The 17,871-nt window shown below is 66.8% G+C and carries 13 protein-coding genes; 1 reads left to right on the top strand and 12 read right to left on the bottom strand.

The features are described 5' to 3' along the window. Positions 1-15: 15 nt before the first annotated feature. Positions 16-3,201 carry a S8 family serine peptidase gene (locus tag GTP41_RS23370; protein WP_161027999.1) on the top strand — a complete coding sequence of 1,062 codons (3,186 nt, stop codon included), beginning with the start codon at positions 16-18 and terminating at the stop codon, positions 3,199-3,201. 47 nt (positions 3,202-3,248) lie between these two features. Here the strand turns inward: GTP41_RS23370 and GTP41_RS23365 are convergent, their stop codons facing one another. The 12 genes from GTP41_RS23365 to GTP41_RS23310 form a co-directional block, all read right to left on the bottom strand. Then, entirely contained in the window at positions 3,249-3,620 is a 372-nt protein-coding gene (locus tag GTP41_RS23365) for a hypothetical protein (protein WP_161027998.1), read from the bottom strand. A gap of 49 nt (positions 3,621-3,669) precedes the next feature. Continuing rightward, positions 3,670-4,341 (bottom strand): LuxR C-terminal-related transcriptional regulator, encoded by a 672-nt coding sequence (locus GTP41_RS23360; protein ID WP_161027997.1) that lies wholly within the window; start codon positions 4,339-4,341, stop codon positions 3,670-3,672. After that, positions 4,335-5,030 carry a response regulator transcription factor gene (locus tag GTP41_RS23355; RefSeq protein WP_161027996.1) on the bottom strand — a complete coding sequence of 232 codons (696 nt, stop codon included), beginning with the start codon at positions 5,028-5,030 and terminating at the stop codon, positions 4,335-4,337. Before GTP41_RS23355 ends, GTP41_RS23360 begins: the two co-directional genes overlap by 7 nt. A 188-nt stretch (positions 5,031-5,218) precedes the next feature. Then, the gene (locus GTP41_RS23350) at positions 5,219-5,815 is read right to left on the bottom strand and encodes an NF038129 family PEP-CTERM protein (protein ID WP_202419858.1); all 597 of its coding nucleotides are present in this window, start codon (positions 5,813-5,815) and stop codon (positions 5,219-5,221) included. An 18-nt stretch (positions 5,816-5,833) separates the two neighbouring features. After that, positions 5,834-8,812 carry an ExeM/NucH family extracellular endonuclease gene (locus tag GTP41_RS23345; protein WP_161027995.1) on the bottom strand — a complete coding sequence of 993 codons (2,979 nt, stop codon included), beginning with the start codon at positions 8,810-8,812 and terminating at the stop codon, positions 5,834-5,836. Between the two features lie 114 nt (positions 8,813-8,926). Beyond that, the gene (locus GTP41_RS23340) at positions 8,927-9,940 is read right to left on the bottom strand and encodes a TIGR03790 family protein (RefSeq protein ID WP_161027994.1); all 1,014 of its coding nucleotides are present in this window, start codon (positions 9,938-9,940) and stop codon (positions 8,927-8,929) included. Beyond that, entirely contained in the window at positions 9,921-11,336 is a 1,416-nt protein-coding gene (locus GTP41_RS23335) for a mannose-1-phosphate guanylyltransferase/mannose-6-phosphate isomerase (protein ID WP_161027993.1), read from the bottom strand. Before GTP41_RS23335 ends, GTP41_RS23340 begins: the two co-directional genes overlap by 20 nt. Positions 11,337-11,372: 36 nt before the next feature. Then, positions 11,373-12,512, bottom strand: coding sequence for a nucleotidyltransferase family protein (locus tag GTP41_RS23330; protein ID WP_161027992.1), 1,140 nt, complete (start codon positions 12,510-12,512; stop codon positions 11,373-11,375). Between the two features lie 27 nt (positions 12,513-12,539). Further along, a complete protein-coding gene (galE, locus tag GTP41_RS23325) occupies positions 12,540-13,547 on the bottom strand; it encodes a UDP-glucose 4-epimerase GalE (RefSeq protein WP_161027991.1) in 1,008 nt (335 codons plus the stop codon). Further along, positions 13,544-14,770 (bottom strand): glycosyltransferase family 4 protein, encoded by a 1,227-nt coding sequence (locus tag GTP41_RS23320; protein ID WP_161027990.1) that lies wholly within the window; start codon positions 14,768-14,770, stop codon positions 13,544-13,546. Before GTP41_RS23320 ends, galE begins: the two co-directional genes overlap by 4 nt. Then, complete coding sequence (locus tag GTP41_RS23315; protein WP_161027989.1) at positions 14,754-16,064, bottom strand: nucleotide sugar dehydrogenase; 1,311 nt, start codon at positions 16,062-16,064, stop codon at positions 14,754-14,756. The genes GTP41_RS23320 and GTP41_RS23315 overlap by 17 nt, the downstream gene beginning before the upstream one ends. Then, a partial coding sequence (locus GTP41_RS23310) for an alginate lyase family protein (RefSeq protein WP_161027988.1) occupies positions 16,061-17,871 on the bottom strand: 1,811 nt, incomplete at its 5' end. The genes GTP41_RS23315 and GTP41_RS23310, both read right to left, overlap by 4 nt.

The following is a 17,871-nucleotide window of genomic DNA, read 5'->3' as shown; positions in this document are numbered from 1 at the left end:
CCGATAAGGAATTCTATGAAACTGCGACCATTAAGCCTGGCCGTCCTGACCGTCCTGAGCGTCCTGGCGGCCCATGCCGGCGCCGACGAAGCGCGCCACTCCTACATCGTGCAACTGGCCGACGCGCCGGTGGCCAACTACGCCGGCGGCGTGAGCGGCCTGCCCGCCACCAAGCCGGCCGCCGGCAGCCGCCTCAACATTTCGGCCCAGGATGTGCAGAACTACATCGCCTACCTGGACCAGAAGCAGAACAATGCCGCCGCCCTGGTGCCGGATGCCCAGATCGTGCACAAGTACAAACTGGTGCTGAACGGCTTCTCGGCGCGCCTGACCGACAGCGAAGTGCGCGCCCTGAAAAAATCCGGCGCCATCGCCAGCATCAGCGCCGACGAAGGGCGCAGCCTGGACACCAATTTCACCGCCAAGTTCCTCGGCCTGGACAACCCGGGCGACGGCCTGTGGACCAAGCTGGGCGGCAACAGCAAGGCCGGCGAGAACATCGTCATCGGCATTATCGACGGCGGCATCTGGCCCGAGCACCTGTCCTATGCCGACCGCGTCGACGGCCAGGGCAAGCCGACCTTCGATGTCGGCGGCACCCTGGTGTACGACAGCCCGGTCGGCTGGAACGGCGCCTGCCAAACCGGCCAGGGCTTCACCAGCGCCCATTGCAACAACAAGCTGATCGGCGCGCGCTACTTCAACGCCGGTTTCATTGCCAGCGGCCGCCAACTGCACTGGACCGACTTCATCTCGCCGCGCGATTCGCTGGCCGGGGCCGAGGGCCAGGGCGGCCACGGCACCCACACCTCCTCCACCGCCGGCGGCAACTTCGGCGTGACCGGCAGCCAGGGCGGCATCAGCCTGGGCAGCATGTCCGGCATGGCGCCGCGCGCCCGCCTGGCCGCCTACAAGGTGTGCTGGACCTTCCCCGACCCGACCAACCCGGACGGCACCGGCAGCCGCAACACCTGCTACCAGTCCGACAGCGTGGCGGCCATCGACCGCGCCGTGGCCGACGGCGTGCACGTGCTGAACTTCTCCATCAGCGGCGACCAGACCAGCGTCATGGACCCGGTCGAGCAAGCCTTCTTCAACGCGGCGGCGGCCGGCGTCTTCGTCGCCGCCTCGGCCGGCAACAACGGCCCGGCCAATACCGTGGCCCACCTGTCGCCCTGGCTGACCACGGTCGGCGCCTCGACCCACAACCGCAGCGGCGCCAGCACCCTCACCCTGGGCAATGGCGCTACCTACAGCGGCGCCTCCTTCAACCAGACGCCGCTGCCGGCCACCGCCACCATCCTGGCGCGCAATGCCGCCATGAAACCTTACGCCGAGCTGAGCACCGCCGACCAGACCGCCGCCCGCCTGTGCTACACCGCGGCCGACCGCAGCGCCTTCGGCGGCGGCGCCGATGGCGCCCTCGACCCGGCCAAGGTGAGCGGCAAAGTCCTGCTGTGCGAACGCGGCAACAGCGCGCGCGTCGACAAGTCGCGCGCCGTCAAGGAAGCCGGCGGCGTCGGCATGATCCTGATGGACACCTCGGCCGCCCAGGCCCCGGTGGCCGACCTGCACAGCCTGCCGGCCGTGCACCTGAACTTCGCCAACGGCAGCGCCGCCCGCAGCTGGATCAACGCCAACCCCGACGGCAGCAGCAGCATCGCCAAAGCGGAAATGGTCAGCAGCAGCACCCCGGCGCCGCTGATGGGCAGCTTCTCCTCGCGCGGCCCGAACAAGCACAACGCCAACATCCTGAAGCCGGACCTGACCGCACCCGGGGTGGACATCCTGGCCGGCGTCACCGCCGACTACCTGACCCAGGCCGAGCGCGACGCCATCGCCGACGGCACCCTGGTGCCGGAAGCGAAGTGGGCCAGCTACAACGGCACCTCGATGTCCAGCCCGCACGTGGCCGGCCTGGCCGCGCTGCTGCGCCAGGCGCACCCGAGCTGGTCGCCGGCCGCCATCAAGTCGGCCCTGATGACCACCGCCGGCCCGACCCTGAACGACGGCCTGACCGGCATGGCGCAGGGCACGCTGCCCTGGGGCCAGGGCGCGGGCCACGTGCGTCCGAACAAGGCGCTCGACCCGGGCCTGGTGTACGACAACGGTCCCATCGATTGGGTCCGCTTCATGTGCGGCATCCCGGGCACCCTCTCGGCCAGCACCTGCGCCCCGTTCGGCTCGATCGCGCCATACAACCTGAACCTGGCCTCGCTCACCGCCGCCTCGGTCCTGGGCAAGCTGACCATGACGCGCACCGTGACCAACGTCGGCAGCCAGGCTTCCACCTATACCGCCTCGGCCACCCTGCCCGGCTTTACCGTGGCGGTCAACCCTGCCAGCCTGACCCTGGCGCCGGGCGCCAAGGCCACCTTCACCGTGACCCTGACCAATACCAGCACGCCGGCCAACACCTGGTCCTACGGCAGCCTGACCTGGAGCGACGACGCCGGCCACGTGGTGCGCAGCCCGCTGACGGCACGCCCCACCATGCTCGCTGCGCCCAGCGTGGTGGTCAACGAGGCCGCCAGCGGCAGCACCACCTACACCATCGGCGCCGGCTTTACCGGCCCGCTGGTGGCGGCCAAAGGCGGCCTGAAGGCGGCCCTGCGCAGCGATGCCACCGTCGGCCAGGACGACTCCGGCGACGGCGGCCTGGCCGCCTGCCAGGCCGGCGGCAATGCCGGCGTCAAGGTGCATGAGGTGGCAGTGCCGGCGAATGCGCTGGTGGCGCGCTTCTCGCTGTTCGATGTGGATACCTCGGGCTACAAGGCGGGCGAACATGACGACCTGGACCTGGTGGTGCTGAGCGGCAGCGGCAGCCTGGTCGGCAGCAGCGGCGGCGCCACTTCGAGCGAAGTGGTGACCCTGAGCAAGCCGGCGGCCGGCACCTACAAGGTGTGCGTGGTGGGCTACAAACCGCTGGGCGGCAGCTCGGACTACACCCTGTCCAGCTGGACCGTGGCCAAGGATGAAACGGCGGGCAACTTCAAGGCCAGCCTGCCGCCGGCCGTGTTCACCGGCGCCACCGCCACCATTGCGGCCTCCTGGTCCGGCCTGGGCAGCGCCAAGCACCTGGGCGCGATCCAGCTCACCGCACCGGGCGGCGCAGTCTCGACCACCCTGCTGGAAGTCGACACCACCGTGCCGGTGCCGGAGCCTAGCGTGGAACGGCAGGCGATGAACCGCCGCGACTAAGCGACGCCATCGCCCTGGAACGCCGCGCCTGGTGCGCGGCGTTTTTTTTAGTCGACCGGGATCGCGCCGCTGCGCAACTGGCAGCGACCGGCGCGGCACTGGGCGCCGGGGTCCATCAGGTAGCGGCAATCGCTGACCAGGCCACTGGCCTGGTTGGCGGCCTTGCGTTCCTCGCGGTAGCGCTCGGCCAGCGCCTGCACTTTTTCAGGGCTGACCTTGGCGGTGGAATACGCCATATACGCTTCCGGCCCGCCGCAGGATTTGGCGCCCAGCGCCACGCTGCGGCATTGCTGGTCAGTGCTGCAGGCGGCTTCGCGCTCCAGCGCGCGCAACTGGTGCAGGGTGTCGGCGGCAGGGGCGGCCTGGACGCACGCGCTGGCGGCCAGGCAGGCCAGCAGGAAGGCAAGGCGTTTCATCATCGGACTCCGAAAGGGCATGGCGCCATCATCGCGCCGGCGGCGCGCCCGGTCAACCCGCGCTGCGCGCCACCGCATGGGCGCGGTTGCTGACGCCGAGCTGGCGGTACAGGCGCTGCAAATGGTTCTTCACGGTCAGGGCGCTAATGCCCAGCAAGCGGCCGATTTCCTCGTTGCTTTTGCCCTCGCGCAGCCACTGCAGGATTTCCGCCTGGCGCGGCGACACCATAGGCGGCAGCGCCGGCGCCGCCGCAGCACTGGCCGCGCGCTGCATGGCCAGGTGCAGGTAAGGCAGCAGCACTTGCAGCAGCCAGCTTTCACGGAAGCCCGCCGGCGCCGGCATGCCCAGCAGCACCACCGCGCTGCCGCCGGCCGGCAGCGCGCCGCTGCCATGCACCAAGCCCTGGCCCATGGCGCCCGCCTGCAGCGCCAGCGGCTGGCCGCCGCCCTGCTGCCATTGGCGCAGCCAGGCCGGCACCGGCCCTTGCGCCGGGTCGCGCAGCAAGGCCAGTTGGTCCGCCGCCAGCACCGTGCCATGCAGGCAGTCAACGGCGCGCGCGCGGCCCTGCTGGTCGAGCTGGACGCCCAGCAGCACCCCGTGCGGCAGCAGGGTCTGCAGCGCGCCCTGGCTCCACAGGAACAATTCGCGCCGGGTGGCGATGCCATGCGCGCCATCGATGGCGTGCAGCAGGTATTCCTGCTCGCGCGCGTTCGGGTTCAGCATGGCGTGCCGGACAGGAAACGGTAACCGCTGCCGCGCACGGTCTGGATCGCGTCGTGCAGGCCGCTCGGCTGCAAGGCGCTGCGCAGCCGGCCCACATGGGCATCGACCGTGCGTTCATCGAGGAAGACGTGGCTGCCCCACACCTGGTCCAGCAACTGCGCGCGGCTGTGCACGCGGCCCGGGTGGTGCATCAGGTAGTTCAGCAGGCGGAACTCGACCCGCCCCAGGCTGAGCTGGCGGTCGCCCGCGGTCACGCTCAGGGTGTGCGGGTCCAGGCGCAGGCCCGCCACGTGCAGCGCGCCCGGCATGGCCGCCGGGCGCCGCCGCCGCAGCACCGCGTGCAATCGCGCAATGGTTTCGCGCGCGCCCAGCGGCTTGCAGATGAAATCGTCGGCCCCGCTTTCCAGCGCCAGCACCTTGTCCTGCTCGGCACAGCGCGAGCTCAGCATCAGGATCGGCAACTCGCTGGTGTGCGCCGCCGCGCGCCAGCGCCGCATCAGTGCCAGGCCCGACAGGCCCGGCAAGTCCCACTCCAGCAGCACCGCTTCCGGCAGCGCGCGCGGCAGCGCGTCGAGGGCGCTCAGGCCATCGTCAAAGCACTGCACGGCATAGCCCGCCTGGCCCAGATTCTGGGCCAGAAGTTGCTGCACGGCAGGATCGCTGTCGACGACGAAGATGTTGAAGGACATGACGAAAAAGGCAGATCGCGATGAGGAAAACTATGGATCATGCCAAGTCCTGGGCACTAATACAATTTTATTTGACTATTAATATTTAATTGGAATAAATGACCATCTTCACTCTATTGCTTGCAAATGAAAAGGCGCTCCGGGAGCCGCAGCTCCCGGAGCGCCTGTAGCATTTATGCAACCGCGCGTCAGGCGCGGCGCTGGCGCCGGGCCACGCCCAGCATCAGCAGGCCGAGGCCGGCCAGGGCCAGCGCGCCCGGTTCCGGCACCTGCGACACGGCCACGTTGGCGGCCTGCACATCGGCCACGGCGCCCGCCTCGCCGCCTGGCAGCAGCTGGTAGGTCAGCTCCAGCAGCGCGCCGCCGATCTGCGCTTCCATCGCGTCCAGCGCAAAGATGCTGAAGGTCGACAGATCCACGGCCGAGGCGTCGCCGGCGAAGCTCAGCATGAAGCTGAACACGCCGCCGAAGGTGGCTTGGTAATACACGTCGTTAAAGCCGGCGCTATTGAGCAGCTGGAAACCACCGGCAATCGCGCTGGCATCGTTCATGGTGTCGAAGTTCTCCGGGTCCATGTCGAAACCTTGCAGATTGCTCATGGTGGCGGTGACTGCCGGGCCGCTGCCCTGGCCGTTGAACACGAAGTCCAGGAAACCGCTGGCGCCCACGCCGTATTGCTTGGTATCGACCGACACCAGGTACATGGCGCCGGCGGCGGCCTGGTTGGCGGCGCCCAGGGCCAGCAGCAGTGCCAGGGTGCGGACGATGTTTTTAAAGATAGTCATTGCTTGTCCTCGTAGTATTTAGAACGAACCGCTCAGCACTTGCGGCACATAGTTGATGGCGGCCTTGGCTGGGTTATTGAACTTCAGCTGGAAGGTGATTTGCGCGCCGGCCGCCAGCGCTGGCGCCACGGTGATGTACGGCACGCCGTTCAGCGAACCGCTGGCATTGGCCAGGGTCACGCCGGCCGGCAGGCCCGGCACCAGGTAATGCACGGGACCGGACAAGGCAGCGCCGTTGTTGGTCAGCCAGACATTGCCAGTGGCGACGCTGCTGCTGCGGCTTTGCACCAGGCCGGCACGCTGCACCAGCACGGTCGCGCTCACATCCTGGTAGGTCGCCTCCAGGTTCAGGGCGATTACCACCGGATCGTGGTCGGAGGCGCGGTAAGGCAGTGCGCTGTAGAGCGCCAGCGCGGACGCGTTCTTGTCCTCGAAGTTGTAGTCCAGCACTTCCGGCTCGTCCGCATTCACGTTCCATTCGGTGGCGCCAACCACCTGGTTGCTGAGCGATGCGCTGGCCAGCGCGTGGTCCAGGTAGCCGCTCTCGCCGCCGAACACATAGGAGTGCGGCATGGTCAGCGGGCGCACGAAGCGCTCCAGCTGGTTCACAAAGCCGGCGTTGGTCATGACCTGGATCGGCTCTTCCATGCCGTAGGAGTTCATGTCGCCGATCAGCAGCACGTCGTCGTCGCCGGCCGCGGCTTTCACTTGCGGCACGAACACATTGACCAGTTGCTGCGCCTGCAGCAGGCGGTCGCCGTTGTAGCAGCTCTGGCCGTCGCCCTTGTCGGCATTGGCGCCGCTGGCACCGGAGCAGCGCTTGGATTTCAGGTGGTTGACCACCACGCTGAACTTGGCGCCGTTGCCGGCCTTGAACGCTTGCGCCATCGGCGGACGGTCGTTGACCGCGTCGGCATCGGCCAGCGCATTGCCGACCAGGGACAGCTTGCCCGGCTTGTAGATCATGGCGACGCGGATCGCGTCGGTGCCGGTGGCGCTGGGTTTCGGCACCACGGCATACTCCACCTTGCCGTACGCGGCGTTCAGGGCATTCACCAGGTAGCCGGCCGCATAGTCGCCGTTGTTCTGGATTTCCATCAGGCCCACCACGTCGGCGTCAATTGCCTTCAGCTGGGCGACAATCTTCTCATGCTGGCGCGCGAATTCCTGCGCGTTGTTGGCGCCGCGGCAGTTGCTGGCGAGGATCTTGCCGCCCAGGGCGCAGCCCTGGCCGGAGGCGCCGGTCACGTCCTTGCCATCGACGAAGGTGGTGAAGTAGTTCAGCACATTGGCGCTGGCCACGCGCACATTGCCCAGCGCGATTTCCGGTGCCGCCGTACGCGCATTGCTGCGATGGAAGAGCGGGCTTTCGGTCGGCTGCAGCTTGAAGCCGGCGCCGCCGCTGCCCAGCGCGCCGTAATCGACCACGCCGGTCAGGCCGCTCACGGTATCGCCGGTGCGCACGGTGCCGCCGTCAAACACGTAGGGCACGGTAGCCGGGGTGACGAAGATGCCGTCATCCAGGGTGATCATATTGGCCGCGTTTTCCGCCGCCAGGGCGATCGCCTCGGCGCTGCGCGGCGCGTAGCGGTTGGTCGGGATTTCGCGGCGGCCGACGGCCAGGGTCAGCTCGCCACGGCTGGCCAGCGACTCATTGGCGTTGACGGTCAGTGCGCCGTTGAAGCGCACCAGCATGCCTTCCACGTCCGCCAAGTTGGCGCCCAGCAGGCTGACCGGGGTTGGCGTGATGCTGTGGCCGCCGCCCTGGCCCACCACCGAGGTCACATTGCTCAGCTCAGTGTAGGACCGGGTGGCGCCGCCCGGCTTGTACTCGACCACGGTGCCGGCCACGCGCACCAGCTCACCCACCGCCACGCTGACCGGGGTCGCGCCCATGTACACAAACAGGCCATCCGAAGTGGTCGGGTCGCCGTCGCCGTTCAGGTCCTGGATGAAGAAGCCGCTGCCGACTTTCGCCGTCACCACGCCTTCGGTGGTGATCTTGGCGCCGGTGAGCGGGCTGGTCGCGCCGGCACCCTGCACCTGGTACACCGGCACCACGGTGCCGGCCGCCAGTTCCACGCTCAGGTTCACGGTGCAGCTGGCGTTCTGGCCCTGGTCGTTGGTGAAACGCACCACGACCGGATAGCTGCCCGCCGCCACATTCGTGGCCGCCAGCAGGGCCACATTGGCGCTGCCGCCGATGGCGCCGGCCGGGGTCAGCTGGCCCAGGCTCAGGCCCGGCACCGCGGCCGAGGTAATGCTGGCGCCGTTGACGATGCCGTCCGCATCCGACGCCGACAGCGCGATGCTGCCGCCCGTGCCCACGGTCAGGGTGGCGCTGGCCGGGCAGACCGGCACGATAGGCTGCAGCGGCACGCCGCCGCAGGAATTGAAGGGCGACGCCATATTGCGCGGCGCCGCGGCGGCCGCCGCGAAGTCGGCGCTATTGTTGTCGCTGTCGGTGCAGCCGGAACCGGCCCGCAGCAGGGCGGTCTGGTTATTGCCCATGGCAACGGCGCGCGCGGTTTCGAACGCGCTGGCGGTGCCGCCCCAGCCCAGGAAATCTTCCACATCGGTCAGGGCCGGCGCGCTGCCTTGCAGGGCGCCGGTGGCGCGCACCAGGGCCAGCTTGCCGGCCGCGATGGCCATGTTCAGCGGATTGCGCGCCGGGTCGTTGCCGTCCACCGCCAAGCCGCCGCCACCGCCGCTGCCTTCTTTCAGCAGCAGGTACTGGCCCGCTTTCAAGGTCAGCGCTGGCAGCGCATGCACGCTCCAGCCGGTACCGGTGGCGCTGGCGTACTGCACGCTCCAGCCGCTCAGGTTGACGTCCTGCGCGCTGCGGTTGAACAGCTCGATATAGTCGTTGGCATAGGTCGCCTGGCTATTGCCGCCGCCGGCGTAGATTTGGCTGATGACGACATTGCCGGCAGTGGCCGGCAGGCAGGCCAGCATGGCGGCCGCCGCGAACAGGCGCAGCCCGAATTGCTTTTTCATATGGATAACCCCAGAGAATATTTACAAAAAGGAACTTTTTGTTGTTGTTTGCATATTAACGGGTTGATATGACTACTTGGTGACAAGCGATTAGTCCGAACGGACTAATGCGGTTCAGCGGGCATACGGCCGCGCCAGCGGTTCCCCTATGAACAGGCCCTGCGCCGGCCAGGCCACGCTGCGCCAATACGCTTCGATGGCGCTCGCACCGTTGAGGTAATGTTGCAACAGGATCTGCGGATGCGGAAATTTCTGCCAATGGTTGCAGGGCTCGCTGACCGTGCCGTAGCTGGCGGTGGCGCCCGCTTCCAGCCAGCGCAGGCTGCTCATTTGCGTGCCGCCCAGCAGGTCGCCGCCGTAGGACGTCAGGTGGTCGGCCAGCGCCCCGGGCAGGAAATGCAGGCTGTCCAGCTTGCCCACCTGGGCCATGCCGGTCTGGTAGAACATCACGTCCTGGGCGCCCTCCAGCACGTCCTGCTGCAGGGTGTGGATGGTGAGCTTGCGCGCCGGGATGGCGCCGCTGGGCGGGAAGAAGCGCGCGCGGCTGTTGCGCGCGGCTTCGCTGGTGCGCAGGAAGTAGGCGCCGGCACGCGGCAGGCTGAAGCCCGCCGCCTTGCCGCGCTCGGCCACCGTGCGCGCCAGCGCCGGCGGTTCAGCCGGCAGCAGCATCGACAACCGCATGCCGGCCGGCAGCACGCTGGCGTTGAAATAAGGATTCTTGCGGCCCGGCGCGCAACTGCGCACACACTGGGCGGCGTCGAAGCCCAGGGTATAAGCGGACGTCAGACTGTTGCACTCCACTGCATACGGCGCGGTCCAGGCGAACAGCACGGCGCGCACATCGCTGGCCGGCGCCAGCTGGCGGTCGATCTCGCCCTTCAGGCGCGCAAAGGCGGCGGCGTCAAGCCGCGCCGGGCGGCCGTCAATCCGGACATGGGCGATATGCTGGGGCGGGATGGCGCGCAGCTGCGCATAATAGGCGCCGAGCGCCACGCTGGCTGGGTCGGCATCATTGACCACCAGCGCCAGCTGGGCCGGGCCGAGAAAGGCGGAAGACTGGGCGCGCGCCCCGGCTGCCAGCAGCAGGAGCGCGCCGATGACGCAGCGCTTAGGCGCGCTGGTAGACATCCTCGAAGCGGACGATATCGTCCTCGCCGAGGTAGCTGCCCGACTGGACTTCAATCAGGTGCAGCGGCAACTTGCCCGGGTTTTCCAGGCGATGGCTCATGCCGATCGGGATGTAGGTCGACTCGTTTTCGGTCAGCAGGGTCACCTTGTCGCCGCAGGTCACGCGCGCGGTGCCGCTCACCACCACCCAGTGCTCGGCGCGATGGTGGTGCATTTGCAGCGACAGCTTGCCGCCCGGGTTGACCGTGATGCGCTTGACCTGGAAGCGCTCGCCCATATCGATGCCCTCGTAGCAGCCCCACGGGCGATACACCTTGGTGTGGTGCACATGCTCGGTGCGGCCATTGGCCTTCAGGTGATCCACCACCTGCTTCACGCGCTGCACCTGGTCCTTGTGCGCCACCAGCACCGCATCGGCGGTCTCCACGATCACCAGGTCCTGCACGCCGATCGCCGCCACGATGCGGCCTTCGGCGCGCACCAGGCAATTGCTGGAGTGATCGGTATACACGTCGCCGCGCGTCACGTTGCCGTTGGCGTCGGCCTGCTGCACCTCGGCCAGCGCCGACCAGGAACCGACATCGTTCCAGCCGATGGCCGCCGGCACCACCACCGCATGGCGGGTGTGCTCCATCACCGCGTAGTCGATGGAATCCGACGGGCAGGCGGTGAAGGCGGTTTCGTCCAGGCGGCAGAAGTCCAGGTCGCGGTAGCCCTTGGTAAAGGACTCCTCGCTGGCCTTGGCCATCTCCGGCTGGAACTGCGCCAGCTCGCTCAGGTAGGACTCGGCGCGGAACAGGAACATGCCGCTGTTCCAGAAGAAATTGCCGGCATCGACAAAGCCCTGCGCGGTGTCGCGGTTCGGCTTTTCAACAAACTTGGCCACCTTGAAGCAGCCCTCGACCGCCAGTTGCTCGCCGCTCTGGATATAGCCATAGCCGGTTTCCGGCGCGGTCGGCACGATGCCAAACGTGGCCAGTGCGCCGCTTTCCACCTGGGTCGCGGCGCGCTGGATGGCCGCATAAAACGCGTCCACGTCCTGGATCACATGGTCGGCCGGCAGCACCAGCATCACCGCCTGCGGATCGACCGCCTGCAGGAAATGGGCGGCGGCAGCCACCGCCGGCGCGGTATTGCGGCCTACCGGCTCCAGCACGATGCCGAGCGGGTTGACGCCGATTTCGCGCATTTGCTCGGCCACCAGGAAGCGGTGCTCATTGCCGCAAACGACCAGCGGCGCCATCATGCCGTCACGGCCGGCCAGGCGCAAAGCGGTGTCCTGCAGCATCGTCTTATCCGTGACCAGGGGCAGCAATTGCTTCGGCAAAGCCGCGCGCGACAGGGGCCACAGGCGGGTGCCGGCGCCGCCGGACAGGATGACGGGATAAATTTTCATATCTTTTTATATGTCTTCTGAGGTGTTCGTGATTATCTATTTTACAACATCTTCATCCATTCGCCGCATGCCGCGACGGTCGCGCGCATTGCCCCAACCGCCGCTATCAGCCTGGGTCACATGGTGCATTTCGCCTGCGCGGTCGACACTATAATCCTTAAAGACGATCAATTCGTCGAGCGTAACGTCTGGTAACACTCGAGTATATTCGAACAAAACGCTGCGTACTACCCGCGCCCCGCTGCAAATGTGGCTGCCGTGCCCCACCCAGGCCGGGCCGATAATGGTGGCGCCGGCCTCGATCTGGCAGCCGGAACCAATGTATACCGGCCCCACGATGCGCGTGCCGTTCCAGTCGATGCGCGTATTCAGGCCGACCCACACGCCCTCCTCCACCTGCACCCCGGGCACCGTCATATTGCCGATGCCCCCGGTCAGCACGCCTTGCAGCACCTCCCAGTAATCCTTGACGCTGCCGATATCGATCCAGTTGAATTTGCGCGTCTGGCAGTAAAACGGCAGGCCGCGCTGCGCCAGCAGCGGGAACAGCTGGGAGCCGATGTCGAACACTTCGCCCGACGGGATCAGGTCGATCACCTCCGGCTCGAACAGGTAGATACCGGTACTGGCGCAATTCGATTTGGCGTCGGCGCGCGCCGGTTTTTCCTGGAACTCGCGCACGCGGCCGTCGGCATCGCTGACCACCACGCCGTAGCTGCTGGTCTTATCCCACGGTACTTCGCGCGTGATGACAGTCGCCATGGCGCCCTTGCGGCGGTGCTCGTACAGCGCCGACTTCAGGTCCAGGTCGATCAGCGCGTCGCCGCACAGCACCACCGCCGTCTCGTCGAAGAAGCCGCCGAATTCCTGGATCTTCTTGATGCCGCCGGCCGAACCGAGCGGCTCCGGCACCACCTCGCCCTGGTTGTTGGTATAGCCCTCGAAGGAGTAGCCGATCTGCACGCCGTACTGGTGCCCTTCGCCGAAGTACTCCTCGATCTTCTCGTGCAGGTAGCTGACATTGACCATGATCTCGCTCACGCCGTGGCGCTGCAGGTGCTCCACCAGGTAAGCCATGACCGGCTTGCCCAGGATCGGGATCATTGGTTTCGGCAATTCGTAGGTTAAAGGACGCACCCGCGTGCCTTTACCGGCCGCCAGAATCATTGCTTTCATTGGGTCTTCCTTTCTTGAAACAGCTACTTAAGCTGCGCCGTGGCCCGCGCTTTGCCAGCGCCACGCATCGGCACACATCCTGGCCACATCATAGCGCGCCTTCCAGCCCAGCTCGCGCTCGGCCAGGGTGGGGTCGGCATAGCAGGCGGCGATATCGCCGGGCCGCCGCGCCACGATCTTGTAAGGCACCGGCTTGCCGCTGGCCGCCTCGAAGGCGCGCACCATTTCGAGCACGCTATTGCCGCGCCCCGTCCCCAGATTGTAGGTAAACAAGCCGGACGCTGTCGCCAGCTTGTCCAGTGTTTTCACATGGCCCTGCGCCAGATCCACCACGTGGATGTAGTCGCGCACGCCGGTGCCGTCCGGGGTCGGATAATCGCCGCCGAACACGTTCAGGAATTCGCGCCGCCCGACCGCCACCTGCGCCACGTACGGCAGCAGGTTGTTCGGGATGCCGCTCGGCTCCTCGCCGATCATGCCGCTTTCATGCGCGCCCACCGGATTGAAATAGCGAAGCAGCGCGATGCGCCAGCCCGGGTCGGCCTTGGCGGTATCGCGCAGGATGTCTTCGATCATCAGCTTGCTGTGGCCGTAAGGATTGGTGGCCGACAGCGGGAAGTCCTCGGTGATCGGCACGCTGGCCGGATCGCCATACACGGTGGCGGAAGAACTGAATACCAGGGTCTTGACGCCAGCCTCCGCCATGCACTCGAACAGCACCACGCTGCCGCCCACATTATTGTCGTAATAGCGCAGGGGTTGTGCAACCGATTCGCCCACCGCCTTCAGGCCGGCAAAATGGATCACGGCATCGACCTTGTGGATGGCGAACAGCGCCTGCATGGCGTCGCGGTTGCGGATATCGGCCTGCTGGAACAGGAAATCGCGCCCGGTGATCCGTTGCACCCGCTGCCGCACCGAGATGTCGGCGTTGCTCAGGTTATCCACCACCACCACCTCGTGCCCGGCCGCCATCAGTTCGACCACGGTATGCGAACCGATATAACCCAACCCACCTGTTACCAGAATCTTCATTCAGCTTCCTTTGCGATCAGCGCGGGAGCGGAAAACAGGCACTCGTAAGCCGCCAGCAGCTTGGGCGCCTCGTATTCCCACTCAAGTTCATTGACGACCCGGTTGCGGCCGTACGCGCCCATGCGCGCGCGCCGTTCCGGATCGTCCAGCAATTCAACGATTTTCAGGGCCATGTCGGCAGGATCGTTCTTTGCCGCGTACAGCGACGCCTCCTGCGCCGACACGCGGCCCTCGGTCAGGTCGAACTGTACTATAGGTTTGCCCAGCGCCATATACTCCATGATCTTATTCATGGTCGATTTATCGTTCATTTCATTGGCCACGTCCGGATTGACGCAGACATCGGCCGTATTCAGCATCTCCAGCAGCTGCTGGTCGGGCACGCGCCCGGTGAAGGTCACGTAGTCCGCCACGCCCAGCCCGCGCGCCAGTTCCCGCATCTGTTCCAGCGACGTGCCGCCGCCCACCAGGCCGAAATGCACATCGCTGCGACCCAGCACATGCACGATATGGCGCACGCTTTGCAGCAGCAGGTCGATGCCCTCCTGCGCCCCCATCACACCCACATAGCCCACCAGGTAGCGCCGCCCCTGCTTCAGCGCCTCGACCGGCGGCAGCAGCCGCAGGCGATCCAGCTTCGGCCCGCTGCGCACCACGTACACCTTGTCCGGGTCCATGCCGCCGCGCCCGACCGCGATGCGCTTGTACGATTCGTTGGTGGCGATCGACACGTCGGCGGTGCGGAAGGTCAGGCGCTCCAGCCACACCATCAGCTTGTAGAAGAAATCGCGCCGGCCGAACTTGGCCTCGTACAGCTCGGGGTTGATGTCATGGTGGTCGAACAGGAAGCGCTTGCCCAGCGCGTATTTGAAAAAGCCGCCCACCAGGAATAGCAGGTCGGGCGGGTTGCAGGCGTGGACCACGTCGAAGCCATGCCGGAACAGCACCTTCCACGCCAGGCGCGAGCTGTGAAACAGCGCCGCCGAGTATTCCAGCGCATAGCCCAGCGCGCCCTCCGCCTCCATCGGCAGCTTGTAGCGGTAGATATGGATGCCCTCCAGCTCTTCGTAGCGCGCCTCGCAACCCTTGCCGGTCGGGCAGATGATGGCCACCTGGTAGCCGCTGGAGTGCAAGGTCGTCGCCTCCTGCCACACACGCCGGTCGAACGGCGACGGCAGGTTTTCGACGATGATCAGGACCTTGCGCTTACCAGCAGATGCCATCGTACGCCCCTGCGCTTTGCTTGTCGGAGACGCGCACCAGGTCCACCAGGTGCTGGCCGGGGCGCAGCCGGCCGGGCACGTCGCGGAACTCGGGCGCGCCGTTGCCGATCACCACCGTGTCGGCGAACGCCAGCACCGCCTCCATCGAGTCCACCATCAGCCGCGAGATATGCGGGATGATGTTCATGATGTAGTCCTGGTTGGCGCCGGTCAGCGCCGCCAGCTTCACATTGCGGTCGTACAGGCGCAGCTCGTAGCCTTTGCCGATCAGGTGCTCGATCACATCCACCAGCGGCGACTCGCGCAGGTCGTCGGTACCGGCCTTGAAGGAAAAGCCGAGGATGCCGACCTTCCTGCCCGGTTTCTCCATCACCATCTTCAGGCCCTTCTCCACCTGCTTGTGGTTGGACGGCAGGATGGCGTTCAGCAGCGGCAGTTCCAGGTCCAGCTGGCGCGCCTTGTACACCAGGGCGCGCACGTCCTTCGGCAGGCAGGAGCCGCCGAAGGCGAAGCCCGGCTTCATATAATAGGGCGAGAGATTGAGCTTGGTGTCCTTGCAGAAGATCTCCATCACCTCATGCCCATCGATGCCGACCGCCTTGCAGATGTTGCCGATCTCGTTGGCGAAATCGACTTTCAGCGCGTGCCAGGTATTGTCGGTGTACTTCACCATCTCCGCCGTTTCAACGTCGGTGCGCACCACCGGCGCATCCATCTGCGCGTACAGCTGCAGCAGCAGGTCGCCCGAGCGCCGGTCGGTCTCGCCGATCACGGTCTTGGGCGGATGGCGGTAATCGTGCACCGCCGTGCCCTCGCGCAGGAACTCCGGATTGCTGCAGACGCCAAAGTCCACGCCCGCGCGCTTGCCCGAGGCCTGTTCCAGCGTGGGGATCACCAGCGAGCGCATGGAGCCGGGCAGCATGGTGCTGCGCGCCACCACCACATGGAAGCCCTCCTTCTCGCGCAGCGCGGCGCCGATCTGCTCGCACACCTTGCGCACCGCGCTCAGGTCAAGATTGCCATTGAGCTGGGACGGCGTGCCCACGCACACCAGCGACATTTCGCTGTTCAGCACCGCGTCGCGCACATTCTCGGTGGCGCGCAACTGGCCGCCCTTGGCGGCGGCGGCAATCATTTCGCCGATATCCTTCTCGATGATGGGCGTGCGCCCCTCGTTGATCAGGCCGACCTTGGTGCGGTTCGGATCCACCCCGATCACCGTGTGCCCGTCGGCCGCCAGGCAGCCTGCCGACACCGCCCCCACATAGCCCATGCCAAAGATACTGATCTTCACGATGATGCTCCTTCCCATAAGGCGATTTCGGTCACGATGGTTGTCGTGCCGTGGATCGTGCCGCCCCAGCGCGCGGTCACGCAGCCGCTCTTGCGGTCGAACTGGCGCGAGATCCAGCCGGCGATTGGCGCCGTGCTGGCGCGGAAGAGTTGCGGCCCCGGACCGAAGCCGCAATGCATGCGCAAGCGCTGGCGGCGCGCGGCGACGTGCAGCGTGTGCCCGTCGGTTTCGGCGCGGCAGTCCTCGGCAAAATGCCAGTGCAGGGCTACCTCGTGCTCGCCAAGGCATTCTAGGATATCTTCCACTTTCACCGCGTTCCGTTTGGAATCGAAGCGGATCACGCGGCGATGCATGACAGGATCGCGCAAGCGCATATACCCGTCTTGCGTTCCCTCAAAGAACTGCAGCGTTTCATGGGCCAACGCCAGGCTGCGCGCCTTGTGCAGCCACATGAAGTTGCCGGCGATTTCCGACTGGTCCTGCCCGTCAACTTGCACCGTGTTATGCGCTGCGGTGCTGCGGAAATAGTCGCGCCATGCGCGCTGCGTGTGGTAGGCATAGGTGCCCGGATCGACCAGCAATTCCTCGCCGCCGGCCGACAAGGTGAACGACAGCGCGTCGGCATGGCCATGCGCCGCGATCGACAGGTAGCCGAGCGGGGCGCAATCGACCACGATGCGCACTTCCCGCGGCGTGTCGAAGTCACGTCCCAGCAGGTAGTAGCCGCCTTGCGGGAAAGCGCTGACCAGCGGCTGCGGCAACGCGGCGCCAGCGGCGGGGATGGCCTGCCAGCGCGCATCGGCCTCGGCGAACAGCCAGCGGTTGCGCTCATCGAGGGCGCCGGCCTTGGCCTTGAAGTCGCCGCGTCCGAACAGCAGCGCGCAGCTGGCCAACAGGGAGCGGTACGGCGTGGCGCCCTCCGCCTGCGCGCCGTCCAGGCGCAGCATGCGCGCATCGTCCGCATCGCCGAACATCGGCACGTTGCCGCCGGCATCCATCAGCGCCGCCACGAATTCCGCCATGCGCTCCAGGCGCTGCAGCCAGGCGGGCGAGAACTGCAGGCCATTGGCGCGCGCCGCCAGGTGGCACAGCAGCATCATGTCCATCACCTCGTGGTGGTAGTAGATCGCCTGTTCCTTGTTGACGCCGTCGGCATGGTTTTGCGCCAGCCCCTCCGCCTCTAGGCCGCGCTGGGCCAGCGTGCGCCAGCCGGCGCTCTCCGGCCAGCAGGGCCACTGCAGGCTGGCGATAAACAGGCCCATGTACTCGCCCAGCAAGTGGTTGTTGGCCGATGAGTGGCGCGACAGGTGGTGGCGGATGAAGTGGCAATGCTGGTATACCGCGCGCAGCCACTGCGCGCGCCACGCGTCGTCGATCGCGTCGCCCAGCAACTGCCAGGCGGCGCACCAGTTCAGCAACCGCACGCCCAGTTCCAGCGCGCTGGCCCAGTGCACGCCTTGCGGATACGGACATTGCTCCAGCCAGGACAGCAGCAGGGTGCGCGCGCCATCGGCGTAGCGCCGCTCGCCGCTCGCATGCCAGGCCTGCGCCAGCGTCACCAATTCCAGGTGGCGGCTTGGCTCCCACAGGTATTTGATATCGCCTACCAGCGCCGCGTCGCGGTAATCGATGGACGGGCCGGCATGCATCGGCGCCAGCGTGCCGGTCTTCGGATCGCGGTTCCATTGCGGCGGGAAGCCCAGCTGCACGCCGCGCAGGGCAAACACATCCCAGCGCCCCGCCAGCAGCTCGTCCGCCGCGGCGCGCAGCAGCGCCACCGGCGCCGCCGCGCCCTGGCGTCCGGGCG

Origin of the sequence: Pseudoduganella guangdongensis (assembly GCF_009857475.1) — a bacterium.
GTDB lineage: Bacteria > Pseudomonadota > Gammaproteobacteria > Burkholderiales > Burkholderiaceae_D > Rugamonas > Rugamonas guangdongensis.
The sequence above is the reverse complement of the archived record's forward strand: the minus strand, read 5'-3'. Positions and strand labels throughout refer to the sequence as shown.